Raw genomic sequence first — 16,606 nt, 5'->3', positions numbered from 1 at the left:
GCATATTTTTGCGTTTTGAGCACAGAGAAGCAAAATCATGTCCCGCTGCCTTGGTTTGTTAGAGAACCCGAATTCATATACTAAGTGCGACAATCTACAAAATAAGAGAGGCAAGCTGTAGTATCAGTCTTTTTTCACTCCCGCCAAGAAGTTGAAAAAGCCTATGAAATACCAACAGCTTACCTCAGAGGAAAGGGTAGTCCTTTCCACACTGAAATTACAAGGCCTCTCCATGCAAAAGATTGCCGATCACATGGGTCGGCACCGAAGCACTCTTTATCGCGAGCTGGACCGAAACCGTTGCTTTCATATTGATGGGGCCTACCGGCCCAGCAAGGCTCAGCGCCGCACAATCGCCAGGAGGAGGCGTTCAAGACGAAACAGTCACTACTCTGACGACGACTTCAAAGTGGTCCGCAAGCTACTTAGGAAGAAGTACAGTCCCGAGCAGATTACGGGTTATCTTCGTCGCTTGAACCAGCCCTGCTTCTCCCATGAAACAATTTACCTGTACATCTGGCGTGACAAGGCCAACGGCGGCAACCTTTGGACACATCTTCGTCAATCTCCCAAGGTTCGTCGAAAGCGCTACAAAGCCTACGACAGCAGGGGTCGACTGGCTGACAAGCGTCACATTACAGAACGACCTAGAACTGTAGAAACCCGCCGCTATAAGGGTCACTGGGAGATCGACACCGTCATGGGTAAAGGGTCAACCGACTGTATTGTCACCTTGGTGGAACGTAAAACCGGATTTCTCATGATTGGAAAGCTTCAAGATCGGTCTACACGTTCCTTGAATAAAAAGACCAAGCGGTTGATCAGTCGAGACCCCCTGCTTTTCAAGACTATCACCGCCGACAACGGCACCGAGTTTCATCAGTACAAGAACATTGAGGCGCACAGCTCGGTCAAGTTCTACTTTGCGAATCCTTACCACTCCTGGGAAAGGGGAAGCAACGAAAACGTCAATGGTCTGATTCGACAATATATCCCTAAAGGAACGTCCATGGAGCACTTAACTCAACAACAATGCGATCATATTGCCAACGAGTTGAACTCCCGTCCCCGCAAACGTCATCAATATCGTTCACCCTCGGAGTTATACTATGCTTAGCTACTTCTGTCGCACTTCAAACTTGACACTAGGGAATTCAAGATGGTCTTGCAACTCACAACAACGGTACCCCATAAACTTTGACTGGCTCGTGCTTGCAACCCCGAGGATCGAAGCAATATGGGTTGTTGGTTTCGACACTTCCAACAAAACTATCTTCCTCAAATCGGCCTTCGACGCTTTTTGTATGAGTAATATTAGCTGCCATCATTATGGATAACAGCTTACCATTTACTTCATATGCGGAGATGATATTTGAAAAGTGCTTGAACTCCATAGGCTCCTCTTCAAACAACACACTAAGCTTTTTCCAGTCGCCAGATACCCAAGATTTCACACTTTCGCTGGTGGGTTCAACGATTAAACGATTGACTATTTCATCGTCTCTGACATATATTAATATCCACTTCTTCCCGGTTCCCCAAGAGGCCGGAGTTTCCATAGAAGAGTATTTTTCATACTCAGCAACCGCTTTTTCGTAGTCAGCAATATCTTCCTCAGTGAACTCGCTATCTGATTGAGTTACACAACTAGACAGCACGAACGGAAGAATGGCAATCAATAAGTATCTCAAATCTACTCCTCTAACGCCTGCCATAAACGCCCGAGTGAAACGAGGTCCGGTGACCGAAGGGAGCGTATTTAATGGCTTGTTAGCCTTCTTTAGGTCTTTTTGCATTCTTCACCACGTGCTGAAGAGCATGCAACTCTTTACTCTGTTCAAAGTTCCTAATTATGCACAGAACATCACTATTTGGAGAAATGTATAATTTTCCAAACGTGCTTCCTACTTGCCTTGAAACTTTGAGGATTGCCATATACCCAGCCATGTAGAGCCGATAATGAATTACACCATTGTATCGAGTTTTGTCTGGATCAAGTATTCCTGTCTGGTTCGCTGGAACATCAAATTTAGAGAGGGCAACGGCAAACTCCCTATTGTCACCGGGATCTTTTGATTGCAACATACTCCTCAACTTACCCTCAAAAGGTCCAAGCCGGACGTTGTGAAAGATTTTTTGGTTTGACACTGAGGCCCGCCACAAGACTGATAGAAAAAAGAGCTTCAGTTTCTGATAATCACACCCTCCAAAATTGTAAGCGACCCTTTCGCCTTCGCTTATTATATAATGCCCGTCCTTCATTTCTTGATTCAGGAAACTATTTCCGTAATCGTCCCACGGAGAAAACAGCTGTTCGCACTTTTGGCACACGATCTCCTTGTCGTAGACTCCAGTAGGGGACCTTTTAGGGTACTCTCCCGCGATATCGGTAACGATTCTCGGAGTCTGACCATTCTCCTGTAGGGGCTCATAGAAGCTTCTAGGGATGATGTGTGCATCAACCAACGGTTTCTCTAGTCCACACATTTTACACTTCATCCGCAGTACTCCATGAGGTTAACGCCCCCAAGCAGGGGCATATTTTTGCGTTTTGAGCGCAGCGAAGCAAAAATATGTCTCACTGCCTTGGATTGTTAACTGGGATTACCAGAACCGCCACCACGGCTTTTTGGTGCCTGGATGGGAAACGTTCAATGTTGTAGGCTCACCAACATTACCGGTTCTTGAAATCGGTGTTACTTGCACTACGATGTCAAAGGGCCCCTGCTCATAGCTAGAGCCATCAAGCCAGATAAACGTAAACTCACCGGGTTCTTTGAAGTCCGCAGGTGTTATTGGCTCCTCTGTAAAAAGACGGTCTTCAAATTCGCCTTTAACTACTTCAAATATGAACCCCGTCTCCGCTGGAGGATCTAAGGCTTTCAAGGTGATGACACCCGCATCAGAGCAGGAGTGCGGATTTCCATCATCGCTACCCCGAACAATTTCCGCCACTTCAAATTCGGTACGCCGAGGCTCTATTGATCCAGGACCATTTACCTCGAAAGGTTCAGTCGTCCTAGCGAATGAGCACGCCCAGGCAGGAGAACTAAAAACAACTATAAGTATCGCAATAGATTGCTTCATGCTATATCCAGTTAACGCCTGCGTAAATCGCGCGAGGTACGAGCATCGCCTTTCACGCTATTGTTAACTGCCATTTTAAGTAATCCAATCTAACTCTTCGTTGATCACCTCAAACATTCCCGGTGAAACCTCTTCCAAGTAAAGCCACCACCCAGACTGACACCTTCCAGTCAATCCGCAATCGAAAGTAATATAAGTACGATACCCGCCATTATCAGCTTTCTCGATTCTGTCTATGGTGACACGGGGTATCTTTCTTTCTTCGCAATCTAAAAGTTCATCCTCTTCTCTTATCGAATCCGCCAGCGAACTTGAGGGTGACGTACCAAATATCTTTAAGCAATACCTTTCTCTTTCATTATTTAGTAAAGCCCCCAGCGCGACAGCCTCGTACGAGACGGGTAAAGATTTGGCGATTCGGAGCGCATCTTCATTACGAAGCCGCATGACCTCTTCTGCGTGCTCGGATTTAATGAACCCTGAGCAATTTGCGCGTATTTCTTTGTAATTTTCTGCTGTTATCTGATACTTACATCCATTCTCCACGATACGCGGAGTTCCTTTCATCGTACATCCAACCGCCGTAAGCACGATTAGTATGGCTATTCGTGAATAATCACTCATATCAGTTAACGTCGCGTACAGAGGCGCGAGCTTGCGAGCGTCCTGCCGCCGCTTGCGGCGGCGAACTGGTACGCATGGTTATTTGGCCTTTGCTTCACGGCCCCACCTATATGCAAAAAAAGCTATTGCTGCAGATACTATTAATACTGGCCACGCTCCTTCTATGGTTCGCTCCACCGCCAATAGGCCATGTGACTCTACTGCATCTGGTCCAAGTCCATCCCTGAGTGCGCAAGAAAAACCCGTTCCAATGAGAAGAACTAGGGCTGCCAATGCGTAAGCGACTCTTGAGATAGTATTCTTAACCTTCAATTTTTCCTCTGCTCTAGACCAAGGCAAAATAACGCCGCAATCACGCGCGGCTTTGTAGTGGAGGCGCATCCGTAACGGAAAAGCCGTCGCCGTGCCTTGCTTTGTTAAAGCTTACCCGCCTGGATGTAAATTGCATTCTTCTTTTGAGGTAAGTTCGTAGGTTATATGACTAACATCAGACAAAACACCCAAATCGTTACCGGTGCAACCAGGATAAGAGTTACCTTTGTAGTAAACGGTGAAGCCATACCCAAACATCTCGTCCCCAAAAAGGGTTACATACCACCTAAATTCTCTTCTTGCTTTTAACTTGAAATTTCCATTTTCGTCAGTGGTTACTGCTGTAAACGTCTGGCATTTTCCATCCTGGAAAATTCTACATTGTCGAACTTCTGCTCCTTTAGCCGGCATGCCGTTATATAGAATGGTTCCACGCATTTCTGGCTTAACCTTCGCAGCATGAGGTATTGGTGCGTACCCAGCTATAAATAATAGGATCAAAATGGCAAGTAGTTTATTCATAATTGAGCTTTAACGCCCGCCATAAACGGCCGAGTGAAACGAGGTCCGGCGACCGCAGGGAGCGTATTTGATGGCTTGGTTATGCATCGGGCTCAGACCAAACAGCATACTCATTTCCATTTGGATCAGTGAAGTGAAATCTCCGGCCGCCTGGGAAATCGAATATATGCTGAACCACCTTGCCGCCTGACGATGTGACCTTTGTGAGCGTTTCCTCAAGTTCCGAACTATAAAGAACGACCAGTACACTACCGCTCTCGGGTGAAGATACTTTGTCGGATTTGTAAAAACCACCATCAATTCCGGCATTCTCAATAGCCACATACTCGGGTCCATAGTCGACGAATGACCATCCAAAAGCCGAAGTAAAGAATGCCTTCGTTGCCTCAAGATCCCTTGAGGGGATCTCAACATAGTTGATTTTTCCCGTTTCCTTCATGACGGTCTCCTGTATGCATAACGTCTAAGCACAGCGGCGGCCGTAAGGCCGTCCGGTGCCGAAGGCACGAACTGATGCTTATTGTTAGAGGATTTATTTTTCTTGAAGCTCATAACCTATTACCTGAACACCAACGGCACTGACAGAATTCGGGCTAGTCAAATCTTTAAACTTAAGATTGAAGGTATCACCTCCAACAACTAACTCAGTGCTATATGGAAGTACGGGTTCATCTGGAACACTTGTATTTCGGGTGGCTGAATAGCATGTTGGAGGTTTAAATCTAATTGATTTGTGAGAGGAAAATTCATGATCCATATTGCCTGCTCCTTTGGTCATCTCGTATTTAACGGCCCAGTTTCCGCCAAGGCATACACGTTTAATGCCCTCACAAGTAAATTCTCTCTGCAAAGATTTACTACCAGCACCACTTGTAAGGCTAATAGTGTACTGGAAATTTCGTTTATCAAGGTCTGGCAGCTCAATGGCTGCATCAATAGCACATACTCCCTCTACGACCATAGGAGCACAACCAGACACCGCCCCCACTAAAGCCATTCCGAATACAAATTTCCGAATCATGGTTTCCTCTAACGTCGCGTACAGAGGCGCGAGCTTGCGAGCGTCCTGCCGCCGCTTGCGGAGGCGAACTGGTACGCATGGTTATTTGGCCTTTGCTTCACGGCCCCACCTATATGCAAAAAAAGCTATTGCTGCAGATACTATTAATACTGGCCACGCTCCTTCTATGGTTCGCTCCACCGCCAATAGGCCATGTGACTCTACTGCATCTGGTCCAAGTCCATCCCTGAGTGCGCAAGAAAAACCCGTTCCAATGAGAAGAACTAGGGCTGCCAATGCGTAAGCGACTCTTGAGATAGTATTCTTAACCTTCAATTTTTCCTCTGCTCTAGACCAAGGCAAAATAACGCAGAGTGCAGCGGCAGTTTGTGGAGTGGCGTTTTTTGCTAGCGTAGCGGCCAGCAAAAAAAGAGCCGCGGAACAAACTGTCCGACTGACACGTATGGTTATACGATTTATAGGCTGTAATTAAGCACATATGAGTGATTACCATCAGCTTGAATGATATCTAAAGTACCACTGATATTCTCGAAATCACCTGTGCCTGATCCATTTACGATTTTGACTTCTAGACTTTGACCTTCGCTGGACATAGACCCTAAGTGAATAAGAGTAAAGCTACCACTTAAATCAGAGATTTTACCCTCTACTTCTTCAATAGCTGAATATACTGCTGATCCAGAGGGAGTTCGCTTACTTAACATTTGGCCCTTTCCAGTGCCGACAAAGTCACCACTATAAGATTTGTTTATGATCATTCGGCCTGCCGGGGCTTCTAAATCGCTTTGAGGGTCAAGCTTTACTTCGAATGTTCCTTTAGCTTCCATAAGTTTTTCGTTTCCATAGGAGTGATTAGAAATAGATATTATCGTGATTAAAATTAAAAATACTTTTTTTAGGTGCAATGTGTGATTTCCTTTTTGCGTATAACGCCGCGCACACCGGTGCGAGCTTGCGCGCATCCGACGGCCGACAGGCCGTGTAGTGATGCGCTTGGTTATGGCTGCGACGCTCCCAACCTACTATTAGCACTTTGCATAGCGCTAGCGGAGCCACAGCCCGAACAATGCGGGGAGAGAGCTGAGCACTTTCCGCCGCCCGAATTTTTCTTATTGGCACACCACGCCAGTAGCGATGATGCAGCCGCTTACCTCTTAATTTCCGAGCTCCACCGAGAGCGAAACTGCCAAGCCTGCGATGAACCGGAAAGCTCTAATGCCGGTTACCCTGGCTTGGTACGAAGCCGCTGGACTCGACCGAAACCCACCTAAAAGCAAATAGCCGAGCACCCATAACGCCGCCAACACGCGCAGCTTTGTAGTGGAGGCGAAGCCGCAACGAAAAAGCTGTCGCCGTGATTGGCTTGGTTAAATGCGACCCGAATCAACGTGAAATACTCACTCTGCTTGTGCCCTCAAAATTCGCCTTCAGTTCATAAATAATTTCTGGCGGAGTCACCTCCCCGTCTTCCGGGCCAACCCATAAACGACTATTATCTCCAAAGGGCTCCCAGACGATAAAACGTTTTCCAGAGAATAAAAAGTGAACATGAACTTCATCAGCAGAGAACCATCGACGCGTGCCAACAACCTCACATCCCTTGATTCGACGAATGTACTTTGCGATACCGCTAGACGAGAGGAACGAATTTGAAATCTCGAACCCAATGAGCTGGCCTTCATCGCCATTTAGCAGGAATGTTTTCATAAGCATTTAACGCCCGCCATAAACGGCCGAGTGAAACGAGGTCCGGCGACCGAAGGGAGCGAATTTGATGGCATTGTTACGCTTATTGGCGTTCAAGAAGCGAGAATCCTTGGAAGTAACCTCTGCTTTCCCAGTCATCTACCGGCAGCACATAGTTATTTACTACTCGTGACCATACTAAGGCCATTTCATTGACGCTATTCAAGGTAATAGTAAAGTTGAAAGCCTCTACCCACGCGTCTTTTGCCGCAAACGCGTAGACAATGGCATGGGTTTTATGTCGGATGATCTTAAAATCGTAAGGCATCTCGTACCAATTGTCTCCCCTTTTAGCTCCGACTAGAACCTCATCTCCGTCTATTCTAATAATAATTTCGCTTTTGTAAGGCTGATCGGGATAGTCCCCCTGAAGCTCGAGTCCAGATATTTCTCCTAGCCATTCACCATCAAGTTGACTTAAATGAGCTTCAGACGCCGCCCTGAGTTCTTCAAACTCTGAATTCTCACCGAAAACTGATTCAAAAGGGAACGCCAAAAGTATAAATAGGTAAATGTACTTCACATGCTACTCCATGCGTAACGCCCGCCATAAGCGGCCGAGTGAAACGAGGTCCGGCGCACAAAGTGCGCGAACTTAATGGCTTGGTTAGTGGTCTTTGTGGATACGGCTCTTAATGTGGTTCTCATATAGGTATTCAACTCTATCCGCTGTCATACGTTTGCCCCTACATGAGCATACTTCAGCGCTACGAAATGCCTCAGAAAGCAGTGCTTCAGGAGGCCCAAGGCCACTATGAAGAAACAGCTGGTAGAGCTCCGAAGCAGCCATTACGAACTCATTTGAGTATGTAGTTGCCCAACTTCCTGGCCCATGAAAGACCGGAATGTACTCCCCTTGGTAGCGCTTACAAATCGCCAACAACTCATCTATCTTTTCACCGTTCCTACGGTAAAAGTCTTCTTTCTCTGCTTTGAAATTACGTCGCCGTAACTTGATTTTCCTCATATAGCCAACGTCACGCTTAGACCCACTAACGCCCGCCATAAACGGCCGAGTGAAACGAGGTCCGGCGACCGAAGGGAGCGAATTTGATGGCTTTGTTAGGCAAAGCTAGAACCCGCACGAAGGGCACAATAAATATTCACCTCGATACAGGAAGCTGTGGCCACACCTCTTACACGTACGTTGCTTTTTATCACACGTATAGCGGACTACAGGCTCCACTACGAGCTCTGAGATTACGCTTATTGCCTCCGTGACTGAAATAGAAAAGAACTCCCGATTATCGTTCACTCGGTGACTAGCAAGCTTTGCGTGCACGGCTCGCTCAAGTAGCTCTACATCCTTTGTTAAATGAAAATGTTCTACCTCATATGGGGCAGGAACTCCAGTGCCCACGGAAAGCTCCTTAGCTCGCGTGTCGACATCACCGCGAGTAAAGCCGATTTTCACCATCCCTTTTATCGCTGGATTGCTCAAAACGTATATGTACCCAATACTCATGCGAGTCTCTGCCTAACGCCCGTATATGGGGCGGCTGCAACGTAGCGAGGAACGAGCGAAGTGTAAGCCGTCCCAGCCACGAAGTGGCGCCATAATACGATTGTTATGCGAAACTACCATGGTATCTCCGCGACTCTTAGAGAGCAGTCTGAGTTTAAACTAATGTTTTCCACTACATTCTCAATTTCTTCGGTGGCGCCAAAACGCCATTCTTTAAAACTCTGTCTTATTGCGGCCCTCAAAGCGACTGGGCCAGACTCGAGGATGACATCAATAGGGCGCCCCTCTTTAAGGGAAAACTGAACATTAAACGATGCGCCATCACATAATCCCTGGTTCTCGCTTGAAATGGTTGGGGAAACCATAACGTGTACCAGCCCCTGTGGAGGGCAATAATTGTGTTCACCGCAAGCATCTATCGCTTGAGTTGAAACTGACCCCAGAAACATTAAAACAATTAGTAGTCGCATATTCTTCATGGCGCATAACGCCACGTACAGAGGCGCGAGCTTGCGAGCGTCCTGCCGCCGCTTGCGGTGGCGAACTGGTACGCTTGGTTATGTGGGATGATCATCATAAGGTTCGGATTATCCCCTTTTTCTTAAACATTGCGTTGCTTCTTATGAGCTCTTCTGGACCGGATTGCGCTAGCAGAGCAACCAACACCAAAAAGTATTAAACCATACTCTATACCCGAAGCCGAGAGCTGGACTTTTTCCACGATTAGCAGATAGCAGCTATAAAGAACTAGCGCTACCCCTATTACCTGAAGAGCTCTGATAACGGCGATTTCCATTGTCATACTCGCTTTCACACATAACGCCCGCGTAATAGGCGCGAGCTTGCGAGCGTCCTAATTGACGCGTTTGTTAGCTGCTTTTCTGACGGATGCAAGCCCTTCAGACCCGTATATATGCAACGACTGGGTATAGCTGCAAGAGGACAAATGAACTGGCGAGCCGTAATTGCCAAAAACCAGGTAACGAACACCAACAGACGTTGATTGAGCGCAAAGGCTAGTTTCCAGCGTTTCATTGGTAAAAGAGAGAGATTCAGGGTCACCCTTAATTTTCTCATCTACAACTAAAGTGTTGTGTATCAACTTTTCGTTGTCCATGTACGATTTAACAACTATGCCAACGTATATGAAGTCTGACTCAGCAACTTTTTCTTCAATCGTTGCGCTTCCGCAGTAACATGCAAACACTATTGACGGAATGTACAAAAGTAACGCTATGAGTATTCTCATGGTCGATATCACGTTTCAGCTAACGCCGCAATATGCGGCCGAAGTGAAGGCGCAAGGCGCCGTAACGGAGGTCCGGCCACAGCTTGCTGTGGCGTACATAATTGCTTTGTTAGCGAAATTCCTCCCATCCGGTACCACTCGTACCAAAGAGAATTTTCCACAATTGTTCTTCACCCTCGTTCCGTAGTACTTCACGCAACTCCCGATAAGATGGGGTGAGCAATACTTTAAAACAAAGCAACGCCGTGTCTATAACGACAGTGGCCCTAGTAACTTGTGTGGAGTACCACACCTTACCTTGAAAATGACCGGCCATCCCCTCAAGCCAGTCACATGTAAAATACCTTCCACAGGTCGACCACAAGAGGTAGCCGGACCAAACGTACCCTCTGATCGTCTTGGACTCGATGAATAAATTGTGATACGAGTCTCCGTGTGGAGGCTCGCCGGCATACGGAAGTTGAATCCTACGACCGGTTTCTGGAGCAGTACAGGAGTAGTCTCCGTACCCCCACCAATCCGCTTGCCTTCCGTTTTCCCCAAATGTTATTTCTTCCACTTGCTAGTCTCGCTAACATTTGTATATCGCGCATGCGCGCTATTTATCCCAAGATAGTACATTAAAAACAAAGGATAGATTATTGATTCTCAAATGGTTTTTAATAAATCAGAACTTCTCATTTAGGAGAAATTCGCGCATGCGCAATATCATTCTGGCGCATGCGCGATAATCTTCCAAGCCGAAAACGTAACCAACTGTTTTAATTAGATTTTTTAACTTATCTCCGCGAAAAACGAGCATAGAAGAAAGACAATATGAGCATTATATTTGCGCACCGGCAAAATATACTGTACATATATACAGATATCATGCTCTATTCAAGGAGGACATACATATGGCGCGAAAAAGCCCCTTTTTGGAAATGGTTCGCGGCGAGATCCGTCTGCGCGGATACAGTCTTAGAACCGAGAAGACCTATCTGTTCTGGATTTACCGCTACATCATATTCCATGGTAAAGAGCATCCCACAAAGATGGGCGCCAATGAAGTCAAAGAGTTTCTTACCTGGCTTGCCGTTAAAAAAGAAGTCGCCGTCAATACGCAGAAAGTTGCATTGAATGCGTTGGTGTTTCTCTACCATAAGGTTCTCAAAGTAGAGCTGGGCGAACTCGATTTCAAGCTGGCAACCAAGCAGCGTCACCTGCCCACCACACTGACAAAGCGTGAAGTAAGCCAGATTTTGCGCCAACTGCCAGAGAGAGACCGACTTATCATTTCCCTGCTATACGGCAGTGGGTTACGAATTACGGAGTGCTTGCGTCTGCGCGTTCAGGATGTCCGCTTCGACCGGCTGTCGCTTACCGTGCGTGCCGTAAAGGCGGCGGGGGTCACCGGGAAGAAAGTGAACTGCCACACCTTTCGCCATTCATTCGCCACGCACTTGCTGCAAAGTGGCTATGACATACGCAGTGTGCAGGAGCTATTGGGCCACAACGATGTGAAGACGACGCAGATTTATACCCATGTGTTGGGGCAGCATTATGCGGGAACGCGCAGCCCCTTGGATGCACTTGCGGATTAATGTGCCAGACCGGCGTTTAGGCACGCTACCGCCCGTAGTGCGACATATTCTCTTGGTAGAAAGTATTTCAGAGAGCATGTGGCAACGGGGCGTGTTTGGTTGTTTGGGTAAGGTAGCAGGCGGGGTGGGGATTGCAAGTTTTTGGTTGTAAGGACTATTACGGCGGATGCGCGCTTTGCGCTCCGAAACGTCGGACCGATCCGCCCTACGGGTACTACTATAGGGGCGGTTTAGTTATCGTCGTCTAGAGGGAGTATTTTGACCACTTGCTCCTGGGCTTTGCGCTCTTCTTGGCTGGTGTTGACGCGGGTTTCGATTTCCCGCACCTGGGGTTGGATGTGCTGTTCCTGTTTGAAGCCGCAGTCGACGCATTCGCGGTAGTCGGTGCCGTCTTCGTTGTACACGCGAAGGCGGTCCATGGCGGAGCAGCGGGGGCAGACGGCCCCGGCGATAAACCGGGGCGTTTTGCTGAAGGCCATATCAGGCAGCCTCCTCGTCGATGCCGCTGTGGCGCAACAACGGGGCGATGCTGGGCTCGCGGCCGCGGAAGTTGACGAACAACTCCATGGGCGGGCGGCTGCCGCCCTGCTGGAGGATTTCTTTCAGGAAGCTTTCCCCGGTGTCCCGATTGAAGATGCCCTCTTCCTCAAATCGGGAGAAGGCATCGGCGGAGAGCACTTCGGCCCACTTGTAGCTGTAGTAACCCGCCGCGTAGCCGCCGGCGAATATGTGGCTGAAGCTGTTCTGGAATTTGTTGAACGCCGGTGGCTTGATCACGGCCACCTGATCGCGCACTTCATCCAGCAGTTGCTGGGGCGCTTTCGGGTTATTGGGGTCGTACTCCGCGTGCAGGCGGAAGTCGAACAGGGAGAACTCCAGCTGCCGCACCATCTGCATGCCGGACTGGAAGTTTTTCGCCGCCAGCAGTTTGTCGAGCAGGTCTTTGGGCAGCGGCTCACCGGTTTTGTAGTGGCCGGAGATCAACGGCACTACGTCCGGCTCCCAACACCAGTTCTCCAGGAACTGACTGGGCAGCTCCACCGCATCCCAGGCCACGCCGTTGATGCCACTGACGGTGGCGACGTCGATCTGGGTAAGCATGTGATGCAGGCCGTGCCCGAATTCATGGAACAGGGTGGTCACTTCATCGTGGGTAAGCAGTGACGGCGTCTCGCCCACCGGTGGGGTGAAGTTGCAGGTCAGAAACGCGACCGGCCGCTGTACGCCACTGGCGGTCTGGCGGCGCACACGACAGTCCGCCATCCAGGCACCGCCGCGTTTGTTTTCCCGCGCGAAGATGTCGAAGTAGAAGCCTGCGATGTGTTCACCGTCTTTGTAGATCTGATAGAAACGCACGTCGGGGTGCCAACTATCAAAGCTCGCCACCGGCACAATGTCGATGTTGTAGAGGCGTTTGACCACCTCGAACAGGCCGCTGATCACCCGCTCGGCCGGGAAGTAGGGGCGTAGCTCTTCCTGGGACAGGGCATAGTCCGCCTGCCGGAGTTTTTCGCTGAAGTAGGCCAGGTCCCAGGCTTGCAGGTCGGTGCAGCCTTCTTTTTCTGCAAAGGCTTTCAGTTGCTGAACGTCCTGCTCCGCCAGGGGTTTGGACTTCTCCGCCAGCTCGGTCAGGAAGTTGATGACCTGTTCGGTGCTGTCCGCCATCTTGGTGGCGAGGGAGCGCTCGGCGTAATTGTTAAAGCCCAGCAGTTGCGCAAGCTCATGGCGCAACGCGAGGGTCTCATCGATGATCGCGGTGTTGTCCCACTCGGCGGCACTGCTGCCATCGGCCTTCTGACCTTCCGCGGACGCACGAGTCACAAAGGCGGTGTAGGTTTCCCGGCGCAGGGCCCGGTCTTCGGCGTAGGTCATGACCGCCAGGAAGGAGGGGATGTCCAGGGTGGTGACATAGCCTTCCAGGTTTTTCTGCTTGGCGGCCTGAGCGGCCTGTTCCAGGGCGGAGTCGGGCAGGCCGGCCAGATCCTGCGGGTCGGTAAAGTGTTTGTACCAGGCCTGGGTAGCGTCGAGCACGTTGTTGGCAAACTGGGTAGAGAGCTCACTCAGGCGTTTTTTGATCTGGCCGTAGCGTTTTTTGGCCTCGCCCTCCAGGGCCACACCCCCAAGGCGGAAGTCCCGCAGGGCGTAGTCGATGGACTGGCGTTGGGCCTGGCTCAGCTGGTCGTACTCCGGACTGTCGGCAATGGCCTGGAAAGCTTCATACAAGCGCTTGTCCTGGCTCACTTCGGTGTTGTATTCGGTCAGCAGCGCCACGCTGGCGTTGTACGCCTCGCGCAGGGCCTCGCTGTTGACCACGGCGTTCAGGTGGCTGACCGGGGACCAGGCCTGCTCCAGGCGATCCTCTTCGGCTTCCAGCGGCGCGACGAAGTTGTCCCAGGTCGGTTGATCCAGCCCGTCCAGCAGCCGCTCGCGATGGGCGCGGTTTTCGTCGATCAACTGGCGAATGGCCGGCTCCACGTGCTCCGGCTTGATGGCTGAAAACGGGGGCAATTCGTGGGTTTCCAGCAGGGGGTTGGCCATAAGGTTATCGCTCCAAAACTCTGTGTCGGTGACTCAAAAAACGGGTTGATCGCGTTGAACATTCGCGCTCGGCGGCCCGGGACGCTACCATGATACATCGTTACGCGGCGGCGGGTAGACGCCCGCTCCAGCCGACGCTCCGTGTCCGATGCACTGTATGAGGTAACCCATGACCGCATCTGCTCCCTCTTCGCCCGCTCTGCGCCGCTACCAGGGCGTCGCCCCGACGTTGGGCGAGCGCGTCTACGTCGACCCGGCCGCCGTGGTAATCGGCGACGTGACCCTGGGCAGTGATACGTCCGTCTGGCCCTGTGCGGTCATTCGCGGCGACATGCACCGTATACGTATAGGCGAAAGGACCAGTATTCAAGACAACAGCTGCCTGCATATCACCCACGCCGGCCCCTTCAACCCGGACGGCTACCCGCTGACCATCGGCGACGACGTCACCGTAGGCCACTCGGTCACCCTGCACGGCTGCACCCTGGGCAACCGCATCCTGGTGGGCATCGGCTCCAACATACTGGACGGCGCCGTGGTCGAAGACGACGTGGTCATCGGCGCCGGCACCCTCGTACCGCCGGGCAAACGCCTGGAAAGCGGCTACCTCTATATGGGCTCACCCTGCAAACAGGCCCGCCCACTCAAAGACAGCGAGCGCGAATTCTTCAAATACTCCGCCAGCAACTACGTGGCGCTGAAAGACCAGTACCTCCAAGAACAACAAAGCTGATCGCCCAACCACCAACACCCACGAGGCACTCCGCCATGCAAGAAGTCTATTTGCCGGAAAACAACATTGAGGCGCACCTGGTACAGGGGTTGCTCGAATCCGAGGGGATTGATTGCGAAATCCGCGGTGAATATTTGCCCGGAGCCGCGGGGGAGTTGCCGGCGGGAAGCACGGTGTCGTTGTGGGTGCACGAAGCGCAGTTTGAAGACGCCAAGCGGGTTTTGGCGCGGTATGAGGCGGGGGAGTTTGCGGCGGAATGATGGAAGCGGCATTTACAGCGTTTGCGAATTTTATGTGGGGCATGCCCCTGGTGATACTGCTGGTGGGAGGTGGCATCTTCTTCGTCGCCTACTCCCGTGGCCTCCCCTACCGACACTTCAAACACGCCCTGCAGATCCTCAGTGGCCGCTACGACCACCACGACGACGAAGGCGACATTCCCCACGCCCAGGCACTGAGCACCGCCCTCTCCGGCACCCTGGGCCTCGGCAACATCGCCGGCGTCGCCCTGGCGCTCACCATGGGCGGGCCCGGCGCCATCTTCTGGATGTGGGTCACCGCCGTCATCGGCGTCGCCACCAAATTCTATACCTGCTCCCTCGCCGTCATGTTCCGGGGCAAAGACAGCATCGGTCGGCTGCAGGGCGGCCCCATGTACGTCGTTCGCGAAGGCCTGGGAAAACGCTGGTGGCCGCTCGCCGCATTGTTCGCCGTCGCCGGTTTGATGGGCACCATGCCCGCCTTTCAGGTCAACCAACTCGTACAGATTGTGCGTGATGTGGTGGCCATCCCCGCCGGGCTCGCCAGCGAAAGCAACCACTTCGCCTTTGACCTCACGCTCGGGCTGATCATCGCCGCCCTGGTGCTGCTGGTCATTACCGGACACGTCCAGCGCGTTGGTAAAGTGACTTTGAGAATGGTGCCGGTCATGGTCCTGCTCTATTTGGGGATGACCCTCCTGTTGCTGATCCAGTACCTGGGCGAAATTCCGGCCGCACTGCACCTGATCGTCACCGACGCCTTCAGCGGCCAGGCCGCCGCCGGTGGCGCCATCGGTACCGTCATTCTGATGGGCGTGCGCCGGGGCGCCTTCTCCAATGAGGCGGGCATCGGCACCGAATCAATGGCCCACGGCGCCGCCAAAACCAAAGAGCCGATTCGAGAGGGACTGGTGGCCATGATGGGCCCGGTGATCGATACCCTTCTGGTCTGTACCTGCACGGCACTGGCCATACTGGTGACCGACGCTTGGCAGGTAGACGGAAGTATCGACGGAGTGACCCTCACCGCCCGGGCCTTCGAAACCGCCTTCCCCAACGTCGGCGCCTATCTGTTGGTACTGGTGGTGGCCCTGCTCTCGCTGAGTACCGTGTTCACCTTCTGGTATTACGGCAGCAAATGCCTGGGCTTTCTGATCGGGGCTCAACATCAACATCACTACATCTGGATTTACGCCACTCTGGTGGTGCTCGGTAGCGTGGTGAGCCTCCGCGCGGTGGTGGGTTTGGTGGACGGGCTCTATGCCACCATGGCCATTCCCACCATGGTCTCCGCCCTGTTGCTCGCCCCCCGGGTGAACCGGGCCGCCCGGGATTACTTCGCCCGGCATCGCAACGGCGACCATAAACCGGCTTCTACAAATTCATAACGGTTTTTTACGCAACAATACCACCCGGGCGACGTCTAACCGACATAGTATGGCGTATTCACTGTTGTGTGATTGGGG

18 protein-coding genes are annotated in these 16,606 nt (G+C 51.3%); 5 read left to right on the top strand and 13 right to left on the bottom strand.

The features are described from left to right. Positions 1–163: 163 nt before the first annotated feature. Positions 164–1,117: an IS30 family transposase gene (locus tag N645_RS17060; RefSeq protein ID WP_036161342.1), complete on the top strand. Its 954-nt coding sequence runs from the start codon at positions 164–166 to the stop codon at positions 1,115–1,117. 55 nt (positions 1,118–1,172) lie between these two features. Here N645_RS17060 and N645_RS0112425 read toward each other — a convergent pair whose 3' ends face one another. The 11 genes from N645_RS0112425 to N645_RS18550 all read right to left on the bottom strand — a co-directional run bounded on the left by N645_RS0112425 (position 1,173) and on the right by N645_RS18550 (position 8,777). Next, positions 1,173–1,796, bottom strand: coding sequence for a hypothetical protein (locus N645_RS0112425; RefSeq protein WP_152521705.1), 624 nt, complete (start codon positions 1,794–1,796; stop codon positions 1,173–1,175). Beyond that, positions 1,771–2,499, bottom strand: coding sequence for a hypothetical protein (locus N645_RS0112420; protein ID WP_024461842.1), 729 nt, complete (start codon positions 2,497–2,499; stop codon positions 1,771–1,773). Before N645_RS0112420 ends, N645_RS0112425 begins: the two co-directional genes overlap by 26 nt. A gap of 105 nt (positions 2,500–2,604) precedes the next feature. Beyond that, entirely contained in the window at positions 2,605–3,087 is a 483-nt protein-coding gene (locus N645_RS18060) for a hypothetical protein (protein WP_152521704.1), read from the bottom strand. A gap of 75 nt (positions 3,088–3,162) precedes the next feature. Next, positions 3,163–3,711, bottom strand: a complete 549-nt coding sequence (locus tag N645_RS18055) for a hypothetical protein (RefSeq protein ID WP_152521703.1) — start codon at positions 3,709–3,711, stop codon at positions 3,163–3,165. A gap of 423 nt (positions 3,712–4,134) precedes the next feature. Then, entirely contained in the window at positions 4,135–4,545 is a 411-nt protein-coding gene (locus N645_RS18050) for a DUF6795 domain-containing protein (protein WP_152521702.1), read from the bottom strand. Between the two features lie 79 nt (positions 4,546–4,624). Beyond that, on the bottom strand, positions 4,625–4,984 hold the full coding sequence (locus N645_RS0112415) for a VOC family protein (RefSeq protein ID WP_024461841.1): 360 nt from the start codon (positions 4,982–4,984) through the stop codon (positions 4,625–4,627). A 93-nt stretch (positions 4,985–5,077) separates the two neighbouring features. Next, positions 5,078–5,566, bottom strand: coding sequence for a hypothetical protein (locus N645_RS18045; protein WP_152521701.1), 489 nt, complete (start codon positions 5,564–5,566; stop codon positions 5,078–5,080). Positions 5,567–6,021: 455 nt separating this feature from the next. Further along, complete coding sequence (locus tag N645_RS17850; protein ID WP_081666114.1) at positions 6,022–6,393, bottom strand: DUF3224 domain-containing protein; 372 nt, start codon at positions 6,391–6,393, stop codon at positions 6,022–6,024. 556 nt (positions 6,394–6,949) lie between these two features. Beyond that, complete coding sequence (locus N645_RS18040) at positions 6,950–7,273, bottom strand: hypothetical protein (RefSeq protein WP_152521700.1); 324 nt, start codon at positions 7,271–7,273, stop codon at positions 6,950–6,952. A gap of 82 nt (positions 7,274–7,355) precedes the next feature. Then, positions 7,356–7,835 carry a hypothetical protein gene (locus N645_RS0112410; protein ID WP_024461840.1) on the bottom strand — a complete coding sequence of 160 codons (480 nt, stop codon included), beginning with the start codon at positions 7,833–7,835 and terminating at the stop codon, positions 7,356–7,358. Between the two features lie 549 nt (positions 7,836–8,384). Then, on the bottom strand, positions 8,385–8,777 hold the full coding sequence (locus tag N645_RS18550) for a GIY-YIG nuclease family protein (protein WP_024461838.1): 393 nt from the start codon (positions 8,775–8,777) through the stop codon (positions 8,385–8,387). A 2,145-nt stretch (positions 8,778–10,922) separates the two neighbouring features. Here N645_RS18550 and N645_RS0112390 point away from each other — a divergent pair. Next, positions 10,923–11,609: a tyrosine-type recombinase/integrase gene (locus tag N645_RS0112390; protein ID WP_024461836.1), complete on the top strand. Its 687-nt coding sequence runs from the start codon at positions 10,923–10,925 to the stop codon at positions 11,607–11,609. A 230-nt stretch (positions 11,610–11,839) separates the two neighbouring features. Here the strand turns inward: N645_RS0112390 and N645_RS0112385 are convergent, their stop codons facing one another. Both N645_RS0112385 and prlC read right to left on the bottom strand, forming a co-directional pair. Then, positions 11,840–12,088 (bottom strand): YheV family putative zinc ribbon protein, encoded by a 249-nt coding sequence (locus N645_RS0112385; RefSeq protein ID WP_024461835.1) that lies wholly within the window; start codon positions 12,086–12,088, stop codon positions 11,840–11,842. Position 12,089: 1 nt separating this feature from the next. Next, entirely contained in the window at positions 12,090–14,147 is a 2,058-nt protein-coding gene (gene prlC / locus N645_RS0112380; protein ID WP_024461834.1) for an oligopeptidase A, read from the bottom strand. Between the two features lie 169 nt (positions 14,148–14,316). Here prlC and N645_RS0112375 point away from each other — a divergent pair, with 169 nt between their 5' ends. The 3 genes from N645_RS0112375 to N645_RS0112365 are packed head-to-tail and all read left to right on the top strand — an operon-like array spanning position 14,317 to position 16,528. Next, positions 14,317–14,880 (top strand): gamma carbonic anhydrase family protein, encoded by a 564-nt coding sequence (locus tag N645_RS0112375; protein WP_024461833.1) that lies wholly within the window; start codon positions 14,317–14,319, stop codon positions 14,878–14,880. Positions 14,881–14,915: 35 nt separating this feature from the next. Beyond that, positions 14,916–15,140 (top strand): DUF2007 domain-containing protein, encoded by a 225-nt coding sequence (locus N645_RS0112370; protein ID WP_024461832.1) that lies wholly within the window; start codon positions 14,916–14,918, stop codon positions 15,138–15,140. Then, positions 15,140–16,528, top strand: coding sequence for a sodium:alanine symporter family protein (locus N645_RS0112365; protein ID WP_036161580.1), 1,389 nt, complete (start codon positions 15,140–15,142; stop codon positions 16,526–16,528). The genes N645_RS0112370 and N645_RS0112365 overlap by 1 nt, the downstream gene beginning before the upstream one ends. Positions 16,529–16,606: the final 78 nt, after the last annotated feature.

The sequence above is a fragment of the Marinimicrobium sp. LS-A18 genome, from assembly GCF_000463525.1.
Taxonomy (GTDB): domain Bacteria; phylum Pseudomonadota; class Gammaproteobacteria; order Pseudomonadales; family Cellvibrionaceae; genus Marinimicrobium; species Marinimicrobium koreense.
This window is presented reverse-complemented; position numbering and strand designations above follow the sequence as displayed.